At 66.2% G+C, this 16,264-nt stretch carries 18 protein-coding genes; 12 read left to right on the top strand and 6 right to left on the bottom strand.

What is annotated here, in order from left to right; translation table 11 throughout:
• Nucleotides 1–133 precede the first annotated feature (133 nt).
• The 10 genes from corA (at nt 134) to IE097_RS16065 (ending at nt 8,703) form a co-directional block, all read left to right on the top strand.
• Entirely contained in the window at nt 134–1,096 is a 963-nt protein-coding gene (corA, locus tag IE097_RS16020; RefSeq protein WP_189461868.1) for a magnesium/cobalt transporter CorA, read from the top strand.
• A 21-nt stretch (nt 1,097–1,117) separates the two neighbouring features.
• The gene (locus IE097_RS16025; RefSeq protein ID WP_189461869.1) at nt 1,118–1,345 is read left to right on the top strand and encodes a hypothetical protein; all 228 of its coding nucleotides are present in this window, start codon (nt 1,118–1,120) and stop codon (nt 1,343–1,345) included.
• Nucleotides 1,346–1,460: 115 nt separating this feature from the next.
• Complete coding sequence (gene gshA, locus IE097_RS16030) at nt 1,461–2,759, top strand: glutamate--cysteine ligase (RefSeq protein WP_189461870.1); 1,299 nt, start codon at nt 1,461–1,463, stop codon at nt 2,757–2,759.
• A gap of 12 nt (nt 2,760–2,771) precedes the next feature.
• Nucleotides 2,772–3,722: a glutathione synthase gene (gene gshB / locus IE097_RS16035; protein WP_189461871.1), complete on the top strand. Its 951-nt coding sequence runs from the start codon at nt 2,772–2,774 to the stop codon at nt 3,720–3,722.
• A complete protein-coding gene (locus IE097_RS16040; RefSeq protein ID WP_189461872.1) occupies nt 3,722–4,762 on the top strand; it encodes an FAD:protein FMN transferase in 1,041 nt (346 codons plus the stop codon). Before gshB ends, IE097_RS16040 begins: the two co-directional genes overlap by 1 nt.
• Nucleotides 4,763–4,850: 88 nt before the next feature.
• A complete protein-coding gene (locus IE097_RS16045) occupies nt 4,851–5,246 on the top strand; it encodes a PTS sugar transporter subunit IIA (RefSeq protein ID WP_189461873.1) in 396 nt (131 codons plus the stop codon).
• 22 nt (nt 5,247–5,268) lie between these two features.
• A complete protein-coding gene (locus IE097_RS16050) occupies nt 5,269–5,541 on the top strand; it encodes an HPr family phosphocarrier protein (RefSeq protein ID WP_189461874.1) in 273 nt (90 codons plus the stop codon).
• Between the two features lie 20 nt (nt 5,542–5,561).
• Nucleotides 5,562–7,289: a phosphoenolpyruvate--protein phosphotransferase gene (gene ptsP / locus IE097_RS16055; protein ID WP_189461875.1), complete on the top strand. Its 1,728-nt coding sequence runs from the start codon at nt 5,562–5,564 to the stop codon at nt 7,287–7,289.
• Between the two features lie 10 nt (nt 7,290–7,299).
• On the top strand, nt 7,300–7,962 hold the full coding sequence (locus IE097_RS16060) for an O-methyltransferase (protein ID WP_189461876.1): 663 nt from the start codon (nt 7,300–7,302) through the stop codon (nt 7,960–7,962).
• A gap of 93 nt (nt 7,963–8,055) precedes the next feature.
• Nucleotides 8,056–8,703, top strand: coding sequence for a MarC family NAAT transporter (locus IE097_RS16065; protein WP_189461877.1), 648 nt, complete (start codon nt 8,056–8,058; stop codon nt 8,701–8,703).
• Nucleotides 8,704–8,878: 175 nt separating this feature from the next.
• Here IE097_RS16065 and IE097_RS16070 read toward each other — a convergent pair whose 3' ends face one another.
• The 3 genes from IE097_RS16070 to IE097_RS16080 all read right to left on the bottom strand — a co-directional run bounded on the left by IE097_RS16070 (nt 8,879) and on the right by IE097_RS16080 (nt 12,072).
• Nucleotides 8,879–10,030 carry a patatin-like phospholipase family protein gene (locus IE097_RS16070; protein ID WP_189461878.1) on the bottom strand — a complete coding sequence of 384 codons (1,152 nt, stop codon included), beginning with the start codon at nt 10,028–10,030 and terminating at the stop codon, nt 8,879–8,881.
• 252 nt (nt 10,031–10,282) lie between these two features.
• Entirely contained in the window at nt 10,283–11,200 is a 918-nt protein-coding gene (locus IE097_RS16075; RefSeq protein ID WP_189461879.1) for an LpxL/LpxP family acyltransferase, read from the bottom strand.
• Nucleotides 11,197–12,072, bottom strand: coding sequence for a lysophospholipid acyltransferase family protein (locus IE097_RS16080; RefSeq protein ID WP_189461880.1), 876 nt, complete (start codon nt 12,070–12,072; stop codon nt 11,197–11,199). The genes IE097_RS16075 and IE097_RS16080 overlap by 4 nt, the downstream gene beginning before the upstream one ends.
• Before the next feature lie 80 nt (nt 12,073–12,152).
• Here IE097_RS16080 and metK point away from each other — a divergent pair, with 80 nt between their 5' ends.
• Nucleotides 12,153–13,319 (top strand): methionine adenosyltransferase, encoded by a 1,167-nt coding sequence (gene metK / locus IE097_RS16085; protein ID WP_189461881.1) that lies wholly within the window; start codon nt 12,153–12,155, stop codon nt 13,317–13,319.
• Nucleotides 13,320–13,447: 128 nt separating this feature from the next.
• Nucleotides 13,448–14,809, top strand: a complete 1,362-nt coding sequence (locus IE097_RS16090) for a hypothetical protein (RefSeq protein ID WP_189461882.1) — start codon at nt 13,448–13,450, stop codon at nt 14,807–14,809.
• On the opposite strand, the gene IE097_RS16095 is transcribed toward IE097_RS16090, so the two are convergent.
• From IE097_RS16095 to IE097_RS16105, 3 genes are read right to left on the bottom strand one after another with little or no spacing between them, the layout of a single operon-like run.
• A complete protein-coding gene (locus IE097_RS16095) occupies nt 14,778–15,704 on the bottom strand; it encodes a cation diffusion facilitator family transporter (RefSeq protein WP_189461883.1) in 927 nt (308 codons plus the stop codon). The genes IE097_RS16090 and IE097_RS16095 overlap by 32 nt on opposite strands.
• Nucleotides 15,705–15,747: 43 nt before the next feature.
• Entirely contained in the window at nt 15,748–16,107 is a 360-nt protein-coding gene (gene speD / locus IE097_RS16100) for an adenosylmethionine decarboxylase (protein ID WP_189461884.1), read from the bottom strand.
• Nucleotides 16,104–16,262 carry a hypothetical protein gene (locus IE097_RS16105; protein WP_189461885.1) on the bottom strand — a complete coding sequence of 53 codons (159 nt, stop codon included), beginning with the start codon at nt 16,260–16,262 and terminating at the stop codon, nt 16,104–16,106. The genes speD and IE097_RS16105 overlap by 4 nt, the downstream gene beginning before the upstream one ends.
• Nucleotides 16,263–16,264: the final 2 nt, after the last annotated feature.

The raw sequence follows: 16,264 nt of genomic DNA on the forward strand, positions 1-16,264 counted from the left end.
GAGGCCGGCCGACGCGTCGGCGCGGCCGCGCAGCCGCACTTTTTCCACGCCGGCACGCAGGCGAAAACGCCATGCAGCTGCGCCAGTACGCTTATAATCGCGCGGCTTGTCGATTCAACCGGAGGGAGCCGCCGTGCTGTCTGCTTTCGTACTGTCGCAAGGCCGCCTGATCCAGGTTCCGATCGAGTCCGCGGCCGACCTCGCCCGCCCCGAAGTGTTCTGGGTCGACCTCGTCGATCCGTCCGATGCCGAACGCGATCTGGTCGAATCGGTGTTCCGTTACGAGCTGCCCGAGGACGAAGATCTCGAGGACATCGAGGAATCGGCGCGCTGCTATGTCGACCACGCCGGCCTGCACCTCAATTCCTACTTCCTGCACCAGGACAGCGAAGGCGCGGCCAACGTCACCGTGTCCTTCCTGCTCAACCGCGGCCGCCTGCTGACGATGCGTCAGGAAGAACTCGCGGTGTTCCGGCTGTTCCGGCTGCGCGCACGCGTCCAGCCGGGCTTTGTCGAAAATGCCGAGGACGTGCTGCTCGGCATCTATGCGGTCGCGGTCGAATACGACGCCGACGTGCTCGAAGGCGTCTACACCCGGCTCGAGAGCGTCAGCGCCCGCGTGCTCAAGGGCAGCGACGCGCTCAACGACGAGGGCATGGCCGAAACGGTGTCCGACATCGCCCAGCAGGAAGACATCAACGGCAAGGTGCGGCTGGACCTGATGGATACCCGCCGCTCGCTGTCCTTCCTGCTGCGCAGCCGCTCGCTCAACCACGAGCAGGAAACCGACCTGCGCGAGATCCTGCGTGACCTTGAATCGCTGAACAACCACACCGCCTTCCTGTTCGACAAGATCAACTTCCTGATGGACGCGGTGATGGGGCTGATCAATCTGGCGCAGAGCAAGATCATCAAGATCTTCTCGATCGCCGCGGTCGTGTTCCTGCCGCCGACAGTGATCGCGTCGACCTACGGGATGAACTTCCAGATGATGCCCGAGCTGAACTGGGAGCTCGGCTACCCGTTCGCGATCGCGCTGATGATCCTCTCGGGCATCGCCCCTTACTGGTTCTTCAAGCGCAAGGGCTGGCTGTAATCCCGGCGTGATCGCCGCGGCATGTCCTGTACCGGGCTGCACGGCATCAGCGCCTGCAGCTGGGAGACACCGAAGACCCGGCAGGTCATGGACCCGTTGTGTTTCTACGCGCAGGCGCTGAAGGCGCCGGCGGGCGGGGGCAAGGCGCCACCGGAGAACGTCGCAACGACCTCCGGCCGCATCCGCGAGCGGACGGCGGCGGCCTCCACCCGCCGCACGCGGCAGGCCGGACCGGCTCGCCGGCCCTGAACGATGGGGCAAGCACCCCGATGGCGGCCGGGATGACCGACGGGTGGTTGATTCTGCGATCAATGTCCCCATATGCTGGCATCTGAATGATGCTTGCACAGGACTCGTCGCCGCAATGAGCGTCCCCCACCTCACGACCGCGCTGAGCGGCCCGCTTCAGGAACTCGAGCGCCGCATCCTCGAATCCCAGTCCGAAATCGAACACTGGTTCCGCAATCAGTGGCAGGAGTACACGCCGCCGTTCTACGGCTCGGTCGACCTGCGCAACGCCGGCTACAAGCTCGCCCCGGTCGACATGAACCTCTACCCCGGCGGCTTCAACAACCTGAACCCCGATTTCCACCCGCTGGCAGTGCAGGCGGCGATGAGCGCGCTCGAGAGCTTCTGCCCCGACGCCAAGCGCCTGCTGCTGATCCCGGAAAACCATACCCGCAACCAGTTCTACCTGCAGAACGTCGCCGCGCTGGCCAAGATCCTGCGCCAGGCCGGGTTGAAGGTGCGCATCGGCACGCTCAACCCCGAAATCACCGAACCGACGGTGTTCGAGCTCGCCAACGGCAGCGGCATCGTGCTCGAACCGCTGGTGCGCAAGGGTGACCGGATCGGCCTGGCCGACTTCGACCCCTGTGTGGTGCTGCTGAACAACGACCTGTCGGCCGGTGTACCGGCGATCCTGCAGGGCATCGAACAGACCCTGCTGCCGCCGCTGCACGCCGGCTGGTACACCCGGCGCAAGACCGCGCACTTCGCCGAGTACGACCGCGTCGTCGACGAATTCGCCAGGCTGATCGGCATCGATCCGTGGGTGATCAACCCCTACTTCGCCCGTGTCGGCGGCCTGGACTTCCAGGCCCGTGAAGGCGAGGACCGGCTGGCTGCGGCCGTCGACGAGATGCTGGCGAAGATCCGCGCCAAGTACGCCGAGCACGGCATCGACCAGACACCGTTCGTCATCGTCAAGGCCGATGCCGGCACCTACGGCATGGGCATCATGAGCGTGAAGTCGGGCGAAGAGCTGCTGGGCCTGAACCGCAAGGCACGCAACAAGATGTCGGTGATCAAGGAAGGCCTGCAGGTCCACGACGTCATCGTCCAGGAAGGCGTGCCGACCTTCGAGCAGATCGACGACGCGATCGCCGAACCGGTGGTCTACATGCTCGACCGCTTCGTCATCGGCGGTTTCTACCGCGTGCATACCGAACGCGGCATCGACGAGAACCTCAACGCACCGGGCGCGCATTTCGTGCCGCTGGCATTTGCCCAGGCGCTGTCGACCCCGGATTGCGACGGCTCGCCCGACTGCACCGCCAACCGCTTCTATGCCTACGGCGTCGTCGCGCGGCTGGCCTTGCTCGCCGCCGCCCACGAACTGGAAACCACGGCTCCCGAAGTCGCCGTCGCTATCGCCGTCTGAAAGGAAACCAGCATGCGCCTGCTCGTCATTGCCGATCCGCTCGCCGGGTTCAAGATCCACAAGGATTCGACCTACGTGATGCTGCGCGAGGCGGCACGGCGCGGTTATGAAATCCACACCGCGCTCGCCGACGACCTGCGCGTCAGTCGCGGTCACGTCGAGATCACCGCACAGCCGTTCACGTTCTCCGCAACCCAGGAATACAAGCACTGGTTCGTTTCGGGCGAAGCCGTGCGTGCGCGGCTGAGCGAATTCGACGCAGTGATCATGCGCAAGGATCCGCCGTTCGACCAGCAGTACCTGTACAACACGCACCTGCTGAGTCTGGCCGAAACGCAGGGTGCACGGGTGTTCAATCCCGGCCAGACGCTGCGCGACTACAACGAAAAGCTCGCAATCCTCAAGCACCCCGAGTTCACCATCGATACGCTGGTCACCCAGCGCGACGACGACCTGCGCGCGTTTCTGGCCGACCAGCACGACATCATCCTCAAGCCGCTCGACGGCATGGGCGGCATGGGCATCTTCCGGTTGCGCCGCGAGGATCCGAACATCGGCAGCATCATCGAAACGCTGACCGACAACGGCCGCCGCACCATCATGGCGCAGCGCTACCTGCCGGCGATCAAGGACGGTGACAAGCGCATCCTGCTGATCGACGGCAAGCCGGTCGACTGGTGTCTGGCACGCATTCCCAAGGAAGGCGAAACCCGCGGCAACCTCGCTGTCGGCGGCACCGGCGTCGCCCGGCCGCTCTCGGGCCACGACCGCGAGATCGCCGAAGCGCTCGGCCCCAAGCTTGCGGCGCAGGGGCTGCTGCTCGTTGGTCTCGACGTGATCGGCAAGCATGTCACCGAGATCAACGTCACCAGCCCGACCTGCTTCCGCGAAATCAGCGACCAGAGTGGCATCGACGTCGGCGCGCTGTTCATCGACGCACTCGAACGGCGGGTCGCCGGCTGATGCGCCGCCTCGCCGCACTCGCCTTGCTGGCAGCCACGCTGCTGCTCGGCGGCTGCGGCGAAGACCCGCTCTACACGCAGGAAGGCTATGTCTTCGGGACCCGGGTCGAGATTTCGATCTGGGGGCTGCCGCACGACACCGCAGCCCGGCACGCCGGCGCGGTACTGGCCGACCTCGACCGGCTCAACGCCAAGCTGCACGCTTGGCAGCCGTCCGAAATCACCCGGCTGAACGCGCACTTCGGCCGCGGCGAACCCGGCGAGGCCGATGCCGAGCTGATCGCCCTCCTCAGGCAGGCCAGGGACTTTGAAGCGCGCTCGGACGGGCTGTTCAATCCGGCCATCGGCGGTCTGATCACCGCCTGGGGCTTCCATCGCGACACCTTCTCGCCGGTCACCCCCGATCCGGTCACGCTGGCGCTGCTGCTCGAGCGCAAACCGTCGCTCGCCGACGTCGACTTTCTTGAGGGCGGCGTCGTCGCCAGCCGCAATCCCGGCGTCGCACTCGACCTTGGCGGCTTCGCCAAAGGCTGGGCGCTCGACCGCGAAGCGGCCTACCTGCGCAAGAACCGGATCTACAACGCGCTGCTGAACATCGGCGGCAACGTGCTCGCGCTCGGCAAGAAGGGCGATGCGCCGTGGACGATCGGCCTGCAGCACCCGCGCGAACCGCAGGCGATGGCGACGCTGGCCTTGCGCGACGGCGAGGCGATCGGCACTTCGGGCGACTACCAGCGTTACTTCCTCAAGGACGGCAAACGCTACAGCCACCTGATCGACCCGCGGACCGGGGCGCCGGCGCAGACGATGCAGGCCGCAACGGTGCTGGCGCCGGCGTCGCGCGACGCCGGGACGATCTCGGACGTGGCGACCAAACCGGTCTTCATCGGCGGCATTGCCACCGCGCGCCACTATGCGCAGCGCTTCGGCATCAGCGACGTGCTGATCGTCGCCAGCGACGGCAGCGTCTATGTCACGCCGGAACTGCAGGCCCGCCTCAACTGGCTGGTCAAACCGCCGCACCTGTACCGGCTGCGCTGATTCGGGCCGGCCCTATCGCGGCAGCATGCCGATTTGGGTTATAACATCGGATTGTCCGGCCTGACGCCAAGATAGGAAGCAGCTCCGCATGATCGGCATCATCATCGTGACCCACGTGACGCTCGGCGACGCCCTGTACGCCTGCGCCCAGCACATCATGGGGCGCCCCCTGCCCAATCTGGCCCAGCTCGCAGTCAGCAAGGCCGACGATCCGGATACCGTCGTACTGCGCGCGCGCGAAATCATCGAACAGCTCGACGACGGCTCGGGCGTTCTGCTGCTGACCGACATCTACGGCGGCACGCCGTCCAATGTCGCCAACCGGCTGATCACGCCCGGCCGCATCGAAGCCGTCGCCGGCGTCAACCTGCCGATGCTGGTCCGCGCGCTCACCTACTGCCACCAGCCCCTCGAAGTCGTCGTCAGCAAGGCGATCACCGGCGGCCTCGAAGGCGTGCTCTACATGTTGCCCGAATCGCACTGACCCCCAAGGAGAGCAAGAAAAAATGCCGGTTCAGGACGTGCTCATCGTCAACAAGCTCGGGCTGCATGCCCGCGCCTCCAGCAAGCTCACCCAGCTTGCCAGCCGTTTCCAGTGTGAAGTCTGGATTACCCGCAATGCCCGCCGCGTCAATGCCAAGTCGATCATGGGCGTGATGATGCTCGCTGCCGCCAAGGGCAGTACCGTGACGCTGGAAACCAGCAATGGCCCCGACGAGATGGAAGCCATGACCGCGCTGACCGAGCTGATCGCCGACAAGTTCGGCGAGGGCGAATAAACCGCCTGCTGGAGACGAGCATGAGCCTCACGCTACACGGCATCGGCATCGGCGGTGGCATCGCCATCGGTCACGCCCACCTGATGTCGCACACCGACATCGAGATCGCCCAGTACCTGCTCGACGACGCACAGGTGCCGGCCGAGCTGGCCCGCTTCGACGACGCGATCCGGCTGACCCGCAAGGAGCTGGAAATGCTCTGGGGCAGCATCCCCGAGAACGCCCCGACCGAGCTGGGCGCCTTCCTGTCGCTGCACCTGATGTTGCTGAACGACCACACCCTGTCGAAGGAGCCGCGCGAGCTGATCGAGACGCAGCGCTGCAACGCCGAGTGGGCGCTGAAGCAGCAGCTCGACACCTTGCTGGCACAGTTCGACGAGATCGAAGAGGAATACCTGCGCGAGCGGCGCACCGACGTGATCCAGGTCGCCGAACGGATCTTCAAGGCGCTGGCCGGCCACGATCCGGCCGCGCACCTGCTGGTCTCGCAAGCGCGGGACAGCATCCTCGTCGCACACGACCTCAGTCCGGCCGACATGGTGCTGTTCAAGGACACCAGCTACGTCGCCTTCATCACCGACGTCGGCGGCCCGACCTCGCACACAGCCATTCTCGCCCGCAGCCTCGACCTGCCGTCGGTGCTGGCGCTCAAGCACGCACGCGGGCTGATCCGCGAAGGCGAGATGCTGATCGTCGACGGCGTCAACGGCTTCGTCATCGTCGATCCGGACGAGCTGATCCTCACCGAATACCGGACCCGCCAGCAGGAATGGCTGCAGAAGCAGTCGGCGCTGCAGGACATCCGCGCCAGCGTGCCGGTAACGCGCGACGGCGTCGAAGTCGAACTGTTCGCCAATATCGAGCTGCCCGAAGACACCGGGCTGGCGTTGACCAACGGCGCCACCGGGATCGGCCTGTTCCGCTCCGAATTCCTGTTCCTCAAGGAAGAGACGCTGCCGAGCGAAGAGGAACAGTTCGAGGCGTACAAGACGGTCGCGCAGAACATGGCCGGCATGCCGGTCATCATCCGTACGGTCGACCTCGGCAAGGACAAGATCGCCACCTGGCAGGAAGACACCGATGCACCGAACCCGGCGCTCGGGCTCACCGGCATCCGGCTGTGCATGGCCGAGCCGTCGATGTTCCGCATCCAGCTGAGGGCGCTGCTGCGGGCGTCGGCCTTCGGCAAGATCAAGCTGCTGATCCCGATGATTTCGACGATCGCCGAAGTCAGGCAGACCCGGCGCCATCTCGAGGAAGTGAAGGCGCAGTTGCGTGCCGAGGGCGTCGCCTTCGACCAAGAGATCGAGCTCGGCGGCATGATCGAGGTCCCGGCGGCCGCACTGACGGTGCGCGGCCTGCTCAAGCACCTCGACTTCATCTCGATCGGTACCAACGACCTGATCCAGTACTCGCTGGCGGTCGACCGCAACGATGACACCGTCTCGCACCTGTACGACCCGCTGCACCCGGCCGTGGTCAAGCTGCTGTCGCTGATCATCGACACCGCCAACGCCGTCGGCAAGCCGGTATCGATGTGCGGCGAAATGGCCGGCGACCCGGCGTTGACCCGACTGCTGCTCGGGCTCGGCCTGCGGCGTTTCTCGATGCTGCCGACCCAGTTGCTGAAGGTGAAGCAGCAGGTGCTGGGTACCGACGTCGCCGCACTGGCGCCGCTGATCGAGGCGATGTGCGACACCAGCGACTCGGACGAGCTGCGCGCGCTGGCCGTTCAGCTGGATTCGTGACTCCCGGCGCATGACCCGGCAGACGCTGTCGCTCGACCCGGCACTGGCCGGCTATGTCACCGCAATGCAGCGCGAGCCGGCGCCGCTGGCCCGGCTGCGCGAGGCCACGTCCGGACACCGGTTGGCCAAGATGCAACTCGCCCCCGAACAGGGGCAATTGCTGATGCTGCTGTTGCAGCTGATCGGTGCACGCCGCTATCTCGAAGTCGGCACCTTCACCGGCTACAGCGCGCTTGCCGCGGCACTGGCGATGGGCGAAGCCGGACATGTCACCGCCTGCGATGTCAGCGACACCTTCACGCGCATCGCCCGCACGCACTGGGAGGCCGCCGGCGTCGCCGGACGGATCGAGCTGGTGCTGCAGCCGGCACTGCGCACGCTCGACGCGCTGCTGGCGGACGGCCAGGCCGGGCAATTCGACTGCATGCTGATCGACGCCGACAAGCCCGCGTATCCGGACTACTACGCGCGTGCGCTGCAGCTGGTGCGACCCGGCGGGCTGATCCTGCTCGACAACATGCTGCTCGGTGGCGACGTGGTCACGGTGCGCGACGACGAAGCGCCGGGCGCGGGCGTCATCCGCGACCTCAACACCGCGCTGCGCGACGACGAACGCGTTTCCCACGCCTTCCTGCCGCTCGGTGACGGACTGATCGTCCTGATGCGGCGCTGACGGCTTGATGCAAAGCAATAGGTAGTTTGCCCCGGCTGCCAGTCGTCGCGGACCGCCCTATCATGCAGTCAGCTCACTCCCGCGAGTCCGGTCATGCAGTTGCACTGGCAGTTCTTCTTCGGCGCGCTGATCAGCCTGGTCACGATGACCAATCCGCTGTCGAAAATCCCGATGTTCATTTCGCTGACGCAGAACATGAGCGAACCGCGCCGCCAGCACCAGGCCATCCGCGCCAGCTGGATCGCCTTCCTGATCATGACGGTGTGCCTGATCGCCGGCAACGTCATCCTCTCGGTCTTCGGCATCTCCTACGGCGCGCTGCGGGTTGCCGGCGGCATCGTCATCGGCCTGCTCGGATACCGGATGCTCTACCACCTGCAGGACCCGGGCATGGCACCCAAAGCGGCCGGGACGCGCAACCGCAACGACTACGCCTTCTTCCCGCTGGCGATGCCGGCGATCGCCGGCCCGGGGACGATCGCCGTCGTCATCGGCCTGTCGACCGAAATCGTCGAAAAACCGACATTGACCGGCAAGGCGGTGACGTTCGCGCTGACGCTGGCCGCGATCGCGGTCTCCAGCCTGGTGATGTGGATGACGCTGCGCTCGTCGACGATGATTTCCGAGCGGCTGGGCCGCTCCGGCCAGGAGGTGATGGCCCGGCTGATGGGGTTCGTGCTGATCTGCGTCGGCATCCAGTTCATCGGTTCGGGGGTACGCACCTTCATCGCCGGCAGCTGAAATCCAGTTCATTCGGTGGCTACGCCTGCACATTTTGCCGCCGTCCGGCGCTCGGAACCCCGCAAGGGGCTACCTTCGGGTCGTCCTCATGGACCACATGTCCATTCCGGTTCCTGCGCTTCGGGCGACGGCAAACTGCTTTGGCTCGCTCACCGACTGAAACGGATCAGGCGCTTCAGGCGCGCAAGTGCTGCTCGGCCGCCTGCCGCGTGACGCGCTGGCCATCGCCTTCGACATCGGCCAGCGTCCAGTCCTCCGGCAACGACGGCACGCTGTCGTCGTAATCGATACCCAGCCGCACCGCATGCTCCCGGCAGAAGCCCAGCCCGGCGTCGAAGCCGATGCGGAACAGTGTGTGCATGTTCGAATACGACCAGTCGAACATCCGCTCCCAGCGTTCGGCCGGCAGATCCGGCGACAACAGCGGCACCCGCAGCAGCGCGCGCTTCTCGCTGCCGTCGGCATTGCGGTTGTGCACCAGTTCGAACAGCTTCAGGTCGTCCTTGGCGATTTCGGTCAGCGGCGTGATGATCGACATCACCCAGGCGTCGTAGAGGTCGCGCGGTGCGCGCAGCAGCCGGTCGGCCCCGAGCACGTCGAACACGACGATGGTGTCGATGTCCGGATCGCTGGCGTCGTCGCCGATCAGCGCCTTGAAATTCAGCGTGTCGAGCGCCGCACCTTCGATATAGCGTTCACCGTCGATTTCGGTCGGCGGATACAGGAAGGGAAAGGACAGCGCAGCGCGGAAATGCGCCACGTCGATCTCCTGACCGCGCCATTGCGCCATCTCGTGCCGGTCGACGTTGTAAGCATTCAGGTAGATCGGCTTTTCATACGAGCGCAAGCGGTTGAAATCGACGACATCCTCGACGAAGGGCACGTGCGCGCACAGGCCCAGACTGTCGGCGCTCAGATCGCTCGGCGTCGCCGTCGCCCACAGCAGTTGCTGCCAGTCGCTCCAGAGCCGGAAACCCGGACTGACGTCGGCCATCCGCTCGACCATCTGCGCATACGGCGAGGCCTTCAATCCCTCGCGGAACAGTTCGGCGAGCTGGCCCGGCTTGTTGAAGACCTTGAAGTTGACCGGAAAAGCGCGGTACAGCGCATCGGAAATGCCCATCTCGACCATGCCCGCGAGCGCGGCGATCGGCGAGGCCGCTTTGGGCGCAGCGTACAGCAGACCGACCAGCGCGCCGGCACCCGAGGTCGAGATCACGTCGAAACCGACCCGCTGCCGCAGCATCGCGCACAGCGCGCCGGCCATCAGCGGCATGTTCGGTGCGCCGCCACCGATCACCAGCGCCGTCTTGTTTGCTTTTGTCATGCTGCCTCTCCTCTGAACAAGGAAGACAGCATAACGCGTTCGTCGACCGGACAGACGGCGGTCGCTCCGACCGTGGCGGCTCAGTCACATCAGTCAGCAATACAGCATGCAGGGCATGCGAACAAAATCCGGCGCAGCGGTACAGGCAAGGCGTGCGAAGCGCAGACAGTACAACCAGGTACGGCAAGCAAGCACAACGCAGCCAGCAGGATTTGCGCCCGGCAGGAAGTGCCCTTGGGGCATTCGTTGCGCTCAGTCCTGCGGGCCCTTGCGGCCGTACAGGTCGGGCTCGCCGCGCGGCCGGGTCTTGAAGCGCCGGTGCAGCCAGTAGTACTGCGCCGGGAAGTCGCGGATGCGCTGCTCGATGAAGGCGTTCATCCGGCGGGTATCGGCCTCGACATCGTCACCGGGATAATCGGTCCAGGCCGGGTAATAACGCGTGACGAAATGATTGCCTTCGAGCGTGGTCACCATCGGCACGACCACAGCCTTGCCGAGCTGCGCCAGTCGCGGCAGGCCCGGGACCGTCGCGGTCTGGATGCCGAAGAACGGCACGAAGATCGACTCCTTGCGGCCGAGATCCTGGTCCGGCAGGTAGTACAGCGGCGCGCCCTGCTTCAGCGCCTTGACGATGGGCCGGATGCCGTCGTTGCGACGGATCAGGAGCGGCGCACCGAAACGCGACCGCCCCAGCCGCAGCAGCTGGTCGAACGGATTGTCGTGCGTCGACGTATAGACGCTGGCCCCCCAGTGGTCCGCGGTGTGCAGGATGCCGCCGTAGTCGAGCCCCAGAAAGTGCGGCGCCAGCAGGATCACCGGCTGGTCCTTCACCGCCAGATAGTGCTCGTAACCCTCGCGCCGGACCAGATTGCGGACCAGCTTTTCCGGGCCGAACCAGAGCTTGCCGTAGGCCAGCAGGCAGGTACAGAACACCCGGTAGTGCTCGCGCAGCGTGGCGCGACGGCGCGCTTCCGGCCAGTCCGGGAAGCACAGGCGCAGGTTGATCAGCCCGACCTTGCGCCGGCCCGGGATCAGCCAGTACATCAGTTCGCCAAGCACGGCGCCCTTGAGACGGATCAGCGGCATCGGCAGCCAGCGCAGCAGCCAGAACAGTACCGCCAGCAATTTGGCGGGCAGCGACAGCGTGTGCCAGGTGGTCGGCTCGCTCATGCGTTCTCCTCTCCCGGCTTCGGCGCACCTGCCGGCCGCTTGTAGCGGTTGTAGCTCCACAGGTATTGCGCCGGCGCACGCGCGATCAGGTCCTCGATCGCCGCGTTGACGGTGGTCGCATCCGCAACCGGTTCACCGCTCAGTGCCGGCAACGGCACGACATGCATGCGGTAGCCGCGCCCCCAGGTCAGCCGTTCGGCAAAACACATCAGCACCGTGGCATCGAACTGGCGCGCCAGCTTCGGCAACAGGGTCATCGTGTACGCCGGCTGGCCGAAGAACGGCGCCCACACGCCGTCACCGGCGCCCGGCGCCTGATCAGGCAGCATGTACGCGGTCTGGCCGGCCTTGAGCGTCTTCAGCAGCAGCCGCACGCCCTTGGCGTTGGCCGGCGCGGCCAGGCCGTTCTCCCGGTCGCGCGATGCCAGCATCAAGGGTTCGAGCACCTTGATCTTCGGTGGACGGTACAAGGCGGCGAGCTGGCGCGGGATGCGCATTGCCAGATGGATGCCGCAGGCCTCGATCGCGCCCAGATGGGGCGAAACGAACAGGATGGGCTTGGGATTTGCGAGCGCGGTCTCGACATGGTCCCAGCCGCGGCGCTCGACCACCAGCTGCGCAACCTTCTCGGCCGGCCGCAACCAGTGCACCAGCATCTCGGCGCCGGCCATGCCGTGCTGCACAATACTTGACCGAAGTAATCGGTTATAATGTCTGTCATTTTTCGAAAGCCCGGACTGGCGCAGGTTTTCCGCCAGTCGCCGCCGGTACGTCGAATCCGCCGCCCAGGCCAGCCAGCCGGCCACCATGCCGATGCCGTGAAAAAACCACAAAGGCAGCCAGGCAAGAGGGCGAAGCAATTTCAGCAGCATGTAATGTCCATTGATGATCTGCAGCAACGATTTTATCGGCTTTGCTGCATGCCCGACATGACTTAGGAGCCCAGAGGCCCATGAAAGAATTCCTGTTTACATCCGAATCGGTCTCTGAAGGCCATCCCGATAAGGTCGCCGACCAGATCTCCGACTCGATCCTCGACGCGATCCTGACGCAGGACAAGCACGCCCGTGTCGCCGCCGAAACGCTGGTCAACACCGGCCTCGTCGTGCTCGCCGGCGAGATCACCACCACCGCCAATATCGACTACATCCAGATCGCGCGCGACACGATCAAGCGCATCGGCTACGACCACAGCGACATCGGCTTCGACTACAAGACCTGCGCCGTGCTGGTGGCCTACGACAAGCAGAGCCCGGACATCGCCCAGGGTGTCGACGAGGGGGCCGGCCTCGACCTGGACCAGGGTGCCGGCGACCAGGGCCTGATGTTCGGTTACGCCTGCGACGAAACACCGCAGCTGATGCCTGCGTCGATCTACTACGCGCACCGTCTGGTACAGCGCCAGTCCGAACTGCGCAAGGACGGCCGCCTGCCGTGGCTGCGCCCGGACGCCAAGTCGCAGGTCACGCTGAAGTACGACGCGGAAACCGGTGCCGTCATCGGCGTCGACACCATCGTGCTGTCGACCCAGCATCACCCGGATGTCTCGCACGCCCAGCTGTCCGAAGCCGTGATCGAGGAAATCATCAAGCCGGTGATGCCGTCCGAGTGGCTGCAGAACCCGAAGTACCTCGTCAACCCGACCGGCCGTTTCGTCATCGGCGGCCCGATGGGTGACTGCGGCCTGACCGGCCGCAAGATCATCGTCGACACCTACGGCGGCGCAGCACCGCACGGCGGTGGCGCGTTCTCCGGCAAGGATCCGTCCAAGGTCGACCGCTCGGCCGCCTACGCCGGCCGCTACGTCGCGAAGAACATCGTCGCCGCCGGCATTGCCAAGCAGTGCATGGTGCAGGTGTCGTACGCGATCGGCGTTTCGAAGCCGGTGTCGATCATGGTCGATACCTGGGGCACGTCGAAGCTGTCGAACGAGCAGATCGTCAAACTGATCGAGCGCCACTTCGACCTGCGCCCGAAGGGCATCGTGCAGATGCTCGACCTGCTGCGCCCGGTGTACACCCGTACGGCCGCCTACGGCCACTTCGGCCGCGAAGAGCCGGACTTCACCTGGGAACGCACCGACAAGGCCGAAGCCCTGCGCGCCGACGCCGGTCTCTGATCCGGTCTCTGCCCCAGCAAAACGGGATGGCAACGCCATCCCGTTTTTGCATCCGCTTGCGCAAGCGCGATCAGGCAGGCTGATCGTCGCGGGTCCACGATGGCGCATCCCGCCCGCCGAGTGCCGCGATGCCACACCACCTCCTCTACCCGCTTTCCCCGGTACTGGCGCTGCTTGCCGCCACGGGCAGCGGTCTGGCCATCCGCCGGGCATGGGGACTTCGTCCCGTCGTCTGGCTCGGCTGGTGCGCACCGGTCCCCTTGCTGCTGTTGCTGCCGTGGCTCGATCCGTGGACGCTGACGCTTGCCGGCCTGCTGACCGGCTTGATCGGTTACGGCGGCCATCTCCGGTTTTTCCGGCTGGTCCTGCCCGCACGTGCGGTTGCGACGACCTGGCTGGTGCTGGCCGCCGGTCTGGCCCTGCTGTGCTGGATCACCCGGGGACTCGCCGCCGCACTGCCTCCACCGCTGGCGGTCTTCGCCTGGCCGCTGGCGCTCGTGTCGCTCGAAGCGGTGATTGCACGCGTCTCGCCTCACGGCGACGCACTGACGCTGGCGACCAGTCAGGCTGCTGCCACCCCCTTGCTGCAGATCGCCGCGCTGTCCGGCCTGCATGGCGTCGTGTTCACGCTGGGGCTCGGCTCGGCCTGGCTGGTCGAGGTGCTGCGGGTGCTCTGCCTTGGCGCGACGCCGACGGGGCTGCTCCTGTCGTCGGCCACTCTGGCCGCTCTCGCTGGTTACGGGATCGCCCGCTTGCGCCGCGCCTCGCCGCAGCAAGCACCCGCGGTCACCCTGTTGGCCAGCGACGCCGACGATGCACGGATGCTGGACTCCTACACTTCTGCGATTACCGGTATGCCGGCACACGGTCTGGTCGTACTCCCTGAAAAACGGTTTGCGGCAACCGGCGAGGTCGACCGGATCTTGCTCGCCCTCGCTGCAGATCGTCACAGCGTCATCGTCGCCGGGCTTGAAGCATCGGACGGTCACCGGACTCGCAACATTGCCCGCGTCTATACCGCCGACGGGCAGGTCCGCGATTACGCCAAGCGCTTTCTGGTTCCGGGGCTCGAAGACGGAGTGCACCCCGGTAGCACGCCCCTGATCACCGGCAACGGCATCGCACTGGCGGTCTGCCGTGACGTCTTCTTTGCCGCCAGCACCCGCAGCTACGCGCCACCGACCGCAAGAATGCTGGTCGTGCCGGCCTGGGACTTCGATGTCGACGCCTGGGTGCGTGCGCGCCTCGCGGTGCTGCGCGGGATCGAATGCGGCTTGCCGGTACTGCGCAGCGCCCGCAACGGCCTGCTGACGATCAGCGATCCGTACGGCCGCATCGTGGCCGAAACCGCCAGCACGGCGGCGATCACGTCGGTCTCGGCACCGCTGCCTGCGGCCCTGCCCGCCCCGACCCTGTATACGCGCGGCGGACGGCATTTCGACCTGCTCTGCCTGACGCTTACCGTCGGGTTGCTGGCATCGTTGCTGTAGCCGGTCCGGCCGGATCGACATGGGTCATCACGTCGAGCACCGGCAGCGCCGCCATGATCCGCTCGCGCGCGGCAACGGCGATCGCATGGCCGGCACTGACGCTGATCGACCCGTCGATCTCGAGGTGCACGTCGACGAGGATCATGTCACCCATCTTGCGCGTGCGCAGATCGTGCACGCCCTGCACCCCGGGCGTCGCGGCGGCGATGGCGCGGATCCGCTCGATGTCGCCGGCGTCGGCGGCGTGGTCCATCAGCTCGTGCAGCGACCGCCACGCGAACGTCCAGCCCATCCGGCCGACCATGAAACCGACGATCAGCGCAGCGATCGGGTCGAGCAGCTTCAGGCCCGCCAGATTGCCGACGATGCCGATCGCGACGACCAGCGATGACGCCGCGTCCGAGCGCGCATGCCAGGCGTTGGCGGCCAGCAGGCTCGAACGCACCCGCTGAGCCACGGCGAGCATGTAGCGGAACAGCAGCTCCTTGGCTGCGAGCGCCCCCAGCGCGACCCACAGCGCGACCAGATGCACCTGCGGAATCAGTGCCGGCGTCTGCAGCTTTTGCAGCGCCGACCAGAGCATGCCGGCACCGACCGCGAGCAGGATCGCGCCGATGACAAAGGATGCGGCGTTTTCATAGCGCTGGTGGCCGTACTGATGGTCGGCATCGGGCGCCTTGCCGCTGTAACGGTTGGCGAACAGCACGACGAAGTCGGACACGAGGTCCGACAGCGAGTGCAGGCCGTCGGCAATCAGCGCCTGCGAATGCGCGAACACGCCGACCACGATCTGGACAAGACTCAGGCCGATGTTGACGACGACGCTGGCCAGCGTGCTGCGGCGCGCAGCCTGCGAGGCGGCTTCGGTCGGGAGAGGGGACGCGCTGACGTTCATGCCGACATTATCCGTCGTGGCGGCGAAACCGCCACGACCGGGATCAAGGTGACGGCGGCTGACCGCGCGGCACCAGCCGCCGGATGCAGCGGGCCGGGGTGAAGGACGCCGCCAGGCTCGCCAGCGCCAGCTCGGGCCGGGCGTCGCCGCACATGAACACGTCGACAGCGGCAAAACCGTGCTCGGGCCAGGTGTGGATCGAGATGTGCGACTCCATCAGCAGCAGCACGCCGGTCACGCCGAGACCGTCGCCGAACGGATGGACATGGCCGAACAGCACCGTTGCACCGGCCGCCCGCGCGGCCTCACGCAGCGCCGACTCGACCCTCGTCGCATCGCTCAGCAGCGCCGGGACCACCCCGTGCAGGTCGGCCAGCAGATGCTGGCCAATCGCGGCGCTCACTTGTGCCCGCCGCTGTACGACGAGCCACCACCGGAATAGCCGCCACTGCCCCAGCCGCGGCTGCTGCGCCCGCCCTCGTCGGTCATCGACAGGTTGATCAGCGTCGACACGGCGATGACGATCAGGCAGTAAACGATGTATGCGAATCGGGACATGG

It is taken from the genome of Jeongeupia chitinilytica, assembly GCF_014652315.1.
Classification (GTDB): Bacteria; Pseudomonadota; Gammaproteobacteria; order Burkholderiales; family Chitinibacteraceae; genus Jeongeupia; species Jeongeupia chitinilytica.